Annotated in this window: 5 protein-coding genes and 1 pseudogene; 5 read left to right on the top strand and 1 reads right to left on the bottom strand. The window is 50.7% G+C overall.

Annotated elements, in window-relative coordinates; translation table 11 throughout:
* The first annotated feature begins 296 nt into the window (after nucleotides 1-296).
* From L1N82_RS18335 to L1N82_RS18325, 3 genes and pseudogenes are all read left to right on the top strand, one after another.
* Nucleotides 297-1,073: an RNA polymerase sigma factor gene (locus L1N82_RS18335; RefSeq protein ID WP_235288914.1), complete on the top strand. Its 777-nt coding sequence runs from the start codon at nucleotides 297-299 to the stop codon at nucleotides 1,071-1,073.
* Nucleotides 1,074-1,083: 10 nt separating this feature from the next.
* Nucleotides 1,084-1,665, top strand: a pseudogene (gene clpP / locus L1N82_RS18330) (ATP-dependent Clp endopeptidase proteolytic subunit ClpP); the annotation flags it as partial.
* Nucleotides 1,666-1,907: 242 nt separating this feature from the next.
* Entirely contained in the window at nucleotides 1,908-3,356 is a 1,449-nt protein-coding gene (locus tag L1N82_RS18325; RefSeq protein WP_235288912.1) for an alpha/beta hydrolase family protein, read from the top strand.
* 64 nt (nucleotides 3,357-3,420) lie between these two features.
* On the opposite strand, the gene L1N82_RS18320 is transcribed toward L1N82_RS18325, so the two are convergent.
* Nucleotides 3,421-5,670 carry a glycoside hydrolase family 127 protein gene (locus L1N82_RS18320; RefSeq protein ID WP_235288911.1) on the bottom strand — a complete coding sequence of 750 codons (2,250 nt, stop codon included), beginning with the start codon at nucleotides 5,668-5,670 and terminating at the stop codon, nucleotides 3,421-3,423.
* 139 nt (nucleotides 5,671-5,809) lie between these two features.
* Between L1N82_RS18320 and L1N82_RS18315 the strand changes: the two genes are divergently transcribed.
* Nucleotides 5,810-6,718, top strand: a complete 909-nt coding sequence (locus L1N82_RS18315; protein ID WP_235288910.1) for a helix-turn-helix transcriptional regulator — start codon at nucleotides 5,810-5,812, stop codon at nucleotides 6,716-6,718.
* 148 nt (nucleotides 6,719-6,866) lie between these two features.
* Nucleotides 6,867-8,228, top strand: a complete 1,362-nt coding sequence (locus L1N82_RS18310) for an MATE family efflux transporter (protein WP_235288909.1) — start codon at nucleotides 6,867-6,869, stop codon at nucleotides 8,226-8,228.
* Nucleotides 8,229-8,342 lie beyond the last annotated feature (114 nt).

Below are 8,342 nucleotides of genomic sequence, written 5' to 3'. Positions count from 1 at the left end.
CAAGAAAAAGTGCACACCTTGTTTGCTGCCATTGAAGAGACGGAAAAGCAAGAAGCCCAGGCTTTAAAGGGTCTGGATTTAATCGAACTTGGCGAGGTAGCTACGATTACAAGCGAAAAGGGGCTCAAAGGTCAAATTTATTGAACCTTTTGTGTCAGCCTCTTCTTCTCTTGGCAGGTAGCCGGGCACAGCTGGTTGGTATAAGATGGTTAGGAAAAAATGTGCGTATCCTTTCCTTGGCTGTATACGTCTACCTAATGTAAGAACAAGGACTGAACAAAGGGGGGCCCCACCATATGGCCTTTGTGAAATCCGAATGGATGAAGCGAGTTACCAAACATAATCAAACGTATGCCGAGCTTGAGAAGGCTTTGCCTTCCTTGCGCAGATACTGCCTGGCACTAACCGGTTCACAATGGGAAGCGGATGATCTGCTGCAGAGCACTTGCCTGAAGCTGCTCAGCCGGACAAGGGGCCAGTATGAGGAGCTGCCGCAGGCGCTGTGCTGGGAAGCTTATATGATCCGGACGGCTCGCAATCTGTGGGTGGATCAGATCCGTCAGCAATCAGCGGTTCAGCGCACAGCTGAACGCCAGATCCCGGATAAAGAGCAGATTGACCGCTATAGCCTAGATCTGGAGCTGGCGATGGCGGCAGTCATTGAATGGCTGTCTCCATGGCAGCGGACCGTGTTTATCCTGCGTGATATTCTAAGGTACAGCACGAGAGAAGCTTCCGAATGGCTGGGCTGCAGTGAGGGCGCTGTAAAAGCTGCGCTCGCGCGTGCGAGGTCAGCTATTGCGGAATGCAGACGCTCCGGCAGAGAGGGAAGGCTGCGTCATCCGGATGATCTGGAGAAGCAGCAGCTGCTGCAAGCGTATTTAGCTGCTTTCCGGTCAGGCAGTGCACGCAGACTGGTCGATCTGTTGATGCAGGATGCGCTCCATGTTGAAGCGGCAGCTCCGCAAATTTTGCAGCATAGCATGCGGGCAGGCAGCATCAAGGGGAATATGCAGATGAAGATGCTAAGCATCCCGTGTTCCGGCGGGTTACAGGCGGTAAGGGCAGCGTAATAAGGAGAGAACGAATATGAGCACGATTCCTTATGTAGTGGAGCAAACCAGCCGCGGTGAACGCAGCTATGATATTTACTCGCGACTGCTAAAGGACCGGATTGTAATGGTATCGGGTGAAATTCAGGATCATATGGCTAATGTTATAGTAGCCCAGCTGCTGTTTCTGGCGGCTGAAGATCCGGAGAAGGACATCCATATGTATATCAACAGTCCGGGAGGATCTGTCACCGCAGGCTTCTCTATCTATGATACGATGCAGTTCGTGAAGCCGGATATCTCGACTATTTGCACAGGTATGGCTGCAAGCTTCGGGACGATTCTGCTGACGGGCGGCACCAAGGGCAAGCGCATGGCACTGCCGAACAGCGAAGTTATGATACACCAGCCTCTCGGCGGCGCCAGCGGTCAGGCTACGGAAGTAAGGATATACGCAGAGAGAATTCTTAAGCTCAGGACCAAGATTAATGGCATTCTGTCCCAGCATTCCGGCCAGCCGGTCGAGCGCATTGAACGGGATACTGAGCGTGACCATTATCTCACGGCTGAAGAGGCTGTAGCGTATGGTCTCGTAGACCGGATTGTCTCATAAAACGGAACTCTGCATTTTCAAGCCCGGCTTAGCCGGTTAATAAAAGATGTGTGCGCGTGCTTAGCGTCTGTCCCGTATGGGGCAGGCGCTATTGCATTTTTGAGGTGAGATGGCGGGCTCACTACCTGACCTTCAGACTAGGAACAGTTCATTCTGCGGGTGGAAGCAGTTCAGCTGGCATATAAGTAAGATGGATGTTATAGGGATACATGCTCGTAGATCATAAGGGAGGAACTTTCGATATGTGGGCTGCAGGTTTATTAGTATTGATGACAGGCTGGACCGTACATTATTTTGCCCGTCATCTGACAGGCGCACTTGCCTATGGGGCTCTTGGCATTGCGTTTGCTGCCTTTGGGTGTATGCAGTGGATTAATGGCATGTTCAACTGGACGTATGTCCCCGGATATCTCTATATCCTGATGATCATGCTGGCTACCCGCAAGGTTCTCTATCCTTCTTGCCGGGAGCATAAGCTTGTCTTTCAGTGGAATTTACAATCGGCAGCTGCTTCAGCTGGTATGTTAATATGGCTGACCCTGTCGGCGGCTTTGCCGCTCTATCTATTCCCTGCCATACAGTTAGATAACCCGACAGGCCAATATGCGGTAGGGACCACCACTTATTATCTGGCGGATAATGACCGGCCGGAGGCCCGTACAGACAATCCGGATGATTACCGCGAGCTGGTCGTGCAGGTGTGGTACCCGGCAGAGAAGAAAGGAGTACTGGAAAGTGCCGGTTACCATCCGCATGCTTCCCACATGATTAATAATATGGCTGAGCAGTTTAAGTTTCCCGCTTTTCTACTGGCTAATTACGGCGATTTACATACGCATGTTTGGAAGGAAGCCCCGTTATCTGAAGGCGTCTCATTCCCGGTTCTGGTATTCTCTCATGGATTTATGGGTTCACGCGTTCAGAACATGTTCCAGATCGAGGAGCTTGTCAGTCACGGATATGTGGTATTCGGCATTGAGCATTCCTATTCGGCAAGTGGTACTGTGTTAGCGGACGGCCGCAAAATCAAGCCGGCAGGGAATATGGCGAGCTGGCCGTCTGATGAAGAGGTTCAGAGGGATTTGGATGAATGGACGGCTGATGTCCAATTTGTTACAGACTACATTATGAAGATTAACGAAGCTGATCCTCAAGGACGTTTCACAGGCAGGTTAGATACAGGCCGTATGGGCGTCTTCGGTCATTCGTTCGGCGGTTTAACGGCAGCCAATACGCTGGCACTGGACGAACGCTTTAAAGCTGGTATGAATATGGATGGTTATCCATATGGAGATGTCCACCTGCGAGAATTAGATAGACCATTCATACATTTCAGCGCATCCGACGGTCTGCCTCCCGCAGAGACGATAACCGATGCTGAGCTGCAGTCATTCGGTTTAACCCGTGAACAATATAAGTACTATAAAGAAGAAGAGGGAGCCCGAATCCGGGCTTTGACTGAGAACGGTCATTGGCTGAGGCTTGAAGGAGCAGGCCATTTCAGTTTTACAGACTTAGCGCTGTGGACGCCGCTTGCGAAGACGATGGGATTAATGGGGAGCCTGGATGTCCGGCAAGCCCATGATATTATTAATGCTTATACGCTTGCCTTCTTCGATCTCCACCTGAAGAATAAGCTGCCGCATGAGTCATGGATCACTAGTGACCCTAATGTCGTGCTGGTCAAATAAACAACAAACCTGAACGGCCATGCATAGGCGTTCAGGTTTGTTTGTTAATACTTATTAGGTCAGACTATGAGCGCTTCACGATTCGAAGGCCTGCCACTTGACCAACCTTGCGTCCCTGATGGGATGCAAATTTCACTGTTACTTGTTCCAGACCGCTTGTGAGTGATGCCGGAAGCTCGTATACGATGGTCTCCATCTTGTTCATCTCCTCAGATTCCAGCTTACCCTCGGTGAGCAGCACGCCATTCACTGTAAGATCAAATCCAATGGAGGAGTCGGATGACTTCAGGTATGTGACCGCAAGGTTCACTGGCGTGTCAGGGAGCACCTTCATCACGAAGGAGAACCATCCGCCGATCCAGGAATCCCGGTACTTACGGTTGTAAATCTTGCCGAGGCCCACATGCTCGCCTTCAAAGGCATGGTCACGTTCAGGCTGCATCTCGGCAGGCTGAACAAAATCGACAGTTCGCTGTTCCAGCTGCAGATTATACTCCTGGGCTTCCCGGTAGGCTGCTTCTTCCGAAGCCCATTGTTCCGGAGTGAACAGATCCCAATATACGGTATAACGGTTATCGTGCATCTGGTAGAAGGGACGAAGCTTCACAGAACCGATGTAAGGCGCTTGGCCGATGGTAAACAGCTGTGCATCATCGCCGGATTGCTCAATATGGGACAGCAGCGAATCCCGCTCGCTGACCAGTACGGATGCCAGAGCACGCTCGCCTTGGGTCTCGCCGTTAATCGGGCCGAAATCACCAGCAAGCACGATAGGGCCGTACAAGAACGCAATCCGGTTCGGGTTGTCCGGCATATGCTCGATGCGCAGGCTCATTGGGATTTCATAGTCAACCACATCGCCGTCCTGCCAAGTACGGTTAATGGTGAGATAGCTGGAAGGCGTGGCTTCCGATAAGACAGCTTCACCATTGACCGTGACCTTCATGCCGCTCTGTGCCCAGTAAGGACAGCGCAGCTTCAGGGCAAAGGAAGCGGACTCCTTTACATTGATCCTAAGAGAACCGGTCCCCGAAGCGGGGAAGTTTGTTTCCTGCTTGATCTGCACCTGCCGCCCCTGCCAGTTGACCGTTGAGGGGACGTACTGGTTGACGTACATCGAATTGTCATCGTGAAAATAGATTGCCGCCCCGTACAGCGAATGGCTCTCCATACCGGAGCCTACACAGCAGGTAAAGTCCTCGAACTGTGAGTTGAAGGGCTTGTGGCCGCCCATCTCCAGCGATACAAAGTAGCATACCTTGCCCTCTACCGGTTCCTGAGCCGCAAGGACATGATTAAACATGGCACGTTCATAATAATCGGCGTATTCTGCATAAGCGTCCCATTCAAACATATGCCGGGTCAACTTCAGCATGTTGTAGGTGTTGCATGTTTCGCAGGTGCCTTCTCCGAGCCGGTCATTAAGCTTGCCTGGCTCGCCAAAGTGCTCATTATAGCTGTTGCCGCCGATTACATAGGAATGATGATGAACGACACGATCCCAGAAGAAGCGGGAGATATCGGCATACTGCTTGCTGCCTGTAACCTCATATTGCCGGGCTGCCCCGATAATCTTTGGAATCTGAGTGTTGGCATGACGTCCGCCGAGCGAATCCCGGCCAGCTGCAATGTCATTGAGAACCTCGCCATGGTAGAAGCGTTCGGCAAGCTTGAGGAAGCGCTCGCTGCCGGAGTGCTCCGCAAGATCCGTCAGCGCCTCATTCATACCGCCGAATTCGCAGTGAAGCACCTGCTGCACCTGCTCATCGCTAAGATCGGCAAATACGTCTCCCAGCCAGTCGCCGAGTTTAATCTCAATCTGAAGCGCTTTCGCATTCTCTGCAAAAATATAAGCATCCCGCAGACCGGCGAACAGCTTGTGCATGGTATAAAGTGGCACCCAGCCGCCATTTAGATCAAAGCCCTGAGAGCGGATGTCGCCAGCCTTCACCTCTTCAAAAATCTCCTTGCCCCGAGGAATTCCAGATACAAAGCCATTACCATGTGCATCTTGGCACAGCTCCAGCTCGTCAACAACATAATTGATACGCTCAAGAAGCTCCGTATTCCCCGTAGAGGCATACATAAGAGAGCAGCCGGACAAATAATGGCCGAGCGTGTGTCCGCTTATCCCGCGGGCTTCCCAGCCCTCATAATGAGGTGCTTTCGGCTCAAGGCCAGCATATTCTCTAAAGCGTGACAGCAGCCGGTCGGGCTCGAGCGCCAGAAGGTAACGCTCATTGCGCTCCATGGCTGCCTTAAGCGGACCGCCATCTACGCGTACCTGGCGCAAATCAAAGGCTTTCACGTTCATTCCAAGTCCTCCTCTAATCGATCTTGCCACCTGTGGTGGTCAAGTGTATGATTCTTATCATTACGTTATCATCTGCATCATGATTTGTCGGTAGCCAGGTCGTACAAAAGGTGGACATTTCCGACATTATATTCTAGCGATGAAAGGCTGTATTGCCATGATCTGTGTGAAGGTGAATGTGGACAGGCCGGTTCAATTTTTGGCGGCGGGCGAGTTTGTCTCGGATAGCAGCTGGACGCACAGCAGCCGTACCATGAATAACTATGAGCTGATTATCGGTGCGGAAGGAACTGTCTATATAGAGGAGTCCGGAGAGCGGTTTGAAGTAGGACCGGGGGACATTCTGATGCTTATGCCTGGACGGGTGCATGGCGGGTATCAGCCCTCGGAGCCGGGGGTAAGATTCTACTGGATGCACATGGAATTTGAATCCGGTGCTGTATTGATTGATGAAGAAGAGCTGAAGAGGGAGCTGGAGGAAGTCTACAGTCATGCTAACAGGTCTTGGTCGGTCAGAGATCTATATGTACCGCAGTTTATGAAGGACGGGCTGCAGGACCGGATGTCTGTTATTATCAAACAGATTCTGCATGTGGCCAACGCTGGATATTATACCTATCAGAGTGTTAACTACTTGCTTACCTCACTGCTGATTGAGATCTCGGAGACGATAATGGGGAGAGTGTCAAGAAGAGGAGATCTGAAGGGAGATATGCATTTTACCAAAATTGCAGAATGGACACGGATTCATGCTACAGATACGATCACTGTCGCGGATATTGCTGCCCGGTTCAACTATAACCGCGACTACCTCACCAGGCTGTTCAAACAGCATACAGGGAAGGGGCCGCTGGAATATATTCAGACAGTCCGGATGGAGAAGGCGAAGGAGCTTTTGTCGCGAACCTCTCACACCGTGAAAGAAATTTCCGCAATGTGCGGTTTTCAGGATGATAAGTACTTCATGCGTTTGTTCCGGCTGCATGTTAACATGACGCCTTCGCAGTTTCGCAACGCCTACCATAAGACATTCATGAACAATACTTAGCGTCGCAACAATAATTTAAAAATCTTCAGGATAAAAGAGACTGGTATTCTTCAAAATTTGTGGTAATATAATTCGGCGTGGACTTTCCTTAAGGAAGTTATGAAACACTTCATAAGTAGGTAACTTACAAGAAATGGTGGGGTAGAACGTGCAGCTGGTGTCACGAATTTTACGACTTGCAATCCCTTCAATCGCAACCTTCTCGTCGATGACGTTCACAGGACTGCTGGTCCTGATGATTGTCGGCAATCTGGGTGCTGCTTCGATTGCGGTAGTCGGTATCGTTAATATTATTATCTACAATCTGTGGGCGATGTTCTCCGGTGTCCAGGCTTCGATTAACTATCTGGTCGCCCAGAATAATGGCTCAGGCAACATGCGGGAAGGGAACCAGCGTATGCAGATCGCTCTTCTGATCGGTGCTGTTCAGGGAGTTGTCCTGCTTGCGGGAAGCTTTGTGCTGCCATATGGCATCCTTTACCTGATGGGATCGAATGAAGAAATACTTAGCCTCGGGGCTCCATATCTGCAGGTTCGGATGCTCGCTCTGATCTTTAATCTGTTATGTATCGTCTTCTTCGCCTACATGCGGGCAGTGGGCAACACGACGATACCGATGTATCTGTCCGTCTTCAACAGCCTGCTGATCGTATCGTTAACATACGTTCTTGCTTATGGCAAGTGGGGCTTCCCTGATCTTGGACTTCAAGGGGCCGCCTGGAGCATGGTAATTGCCGAAGCTGTCACGCTCGTACTCTGCGCTGCGGTCTATTTTATGGGCATGCATAAGAAGTACTTGACCAGAAAGTGGGTGCCGATTGAGCGTCCGCAGGTCAAGCTGGTGTTCTTGGAGAGCATCAAGCTGGGGGTTACAGAGCTCTCGAACAGTATTGGCATGCTGGTGTTCACGGCTTGTATAACGCGGCTTGGTACAACCGCTATTGCGGCGAATGAGATTGCACTTAATATTCTATCCTTCGGCTTCATGCCAGCTAACGGTTTTGGTGCGGCGGCTACTATTGGGGTAGGACAGGAGGTTGGCAGAGGAAACCGGATGGAGGCAAGGCGGTTCGGTATAGTAACGGTGTATCTTGGACTGGTCTTCATGACGTTCATATCTATCGTATTCTTCCTCTTTGCGCTGCCGATCGCGAAGCTGTATACCCCTGAAGCAGATGTATACAATACTGCCATATCACTGATTCATCTGGCCGCATTTGTACAGCTGTTCACGGGTGCTCAGATAATTTTTGGCGGAGGTCTCCGAGGCGTTGGCGATACGAACTTCCTCTCGCGTGTAGCGCTGGTATTGAATTGGTGTGTCTTCATTCCAGGAACCATTATCCTGACCTATGTATTCGATCTGGGCCAGGTTGGGGCTTGGACGGCATTAATCGGATTAATTGTTCTGCAGGCACTGGCTAACGGCTGGCGTTACCTTAAGCTTAACTGGAATGGGGTAAAAGCTACTACCGGCAGCGCTCCAGTGGCTGCAGCAGGCGGACATTAAAAGTATAAGAGTTTACAGGAATTTAGTTTAGCGTGATTCATCTCCGTATGTTCAGGGTAATGGAAGACAAGTGGGAAGTGGTTAATATAGAACAGCACCTGATCAGCTTGACTT

This window comes from Paenibacillus tarimensis (assembly GCF_021532315.1).
Taxonomy (GTDB): Bacteria; Bacillota; Bacilli; order Paenibacillales; family Paenibacillaceae; genus Paenibacillus_I; species Paenibacillus_I tarimensis.
This window is presented reverse-complemented; position numbering and strand designations above follow the sequence as displayed.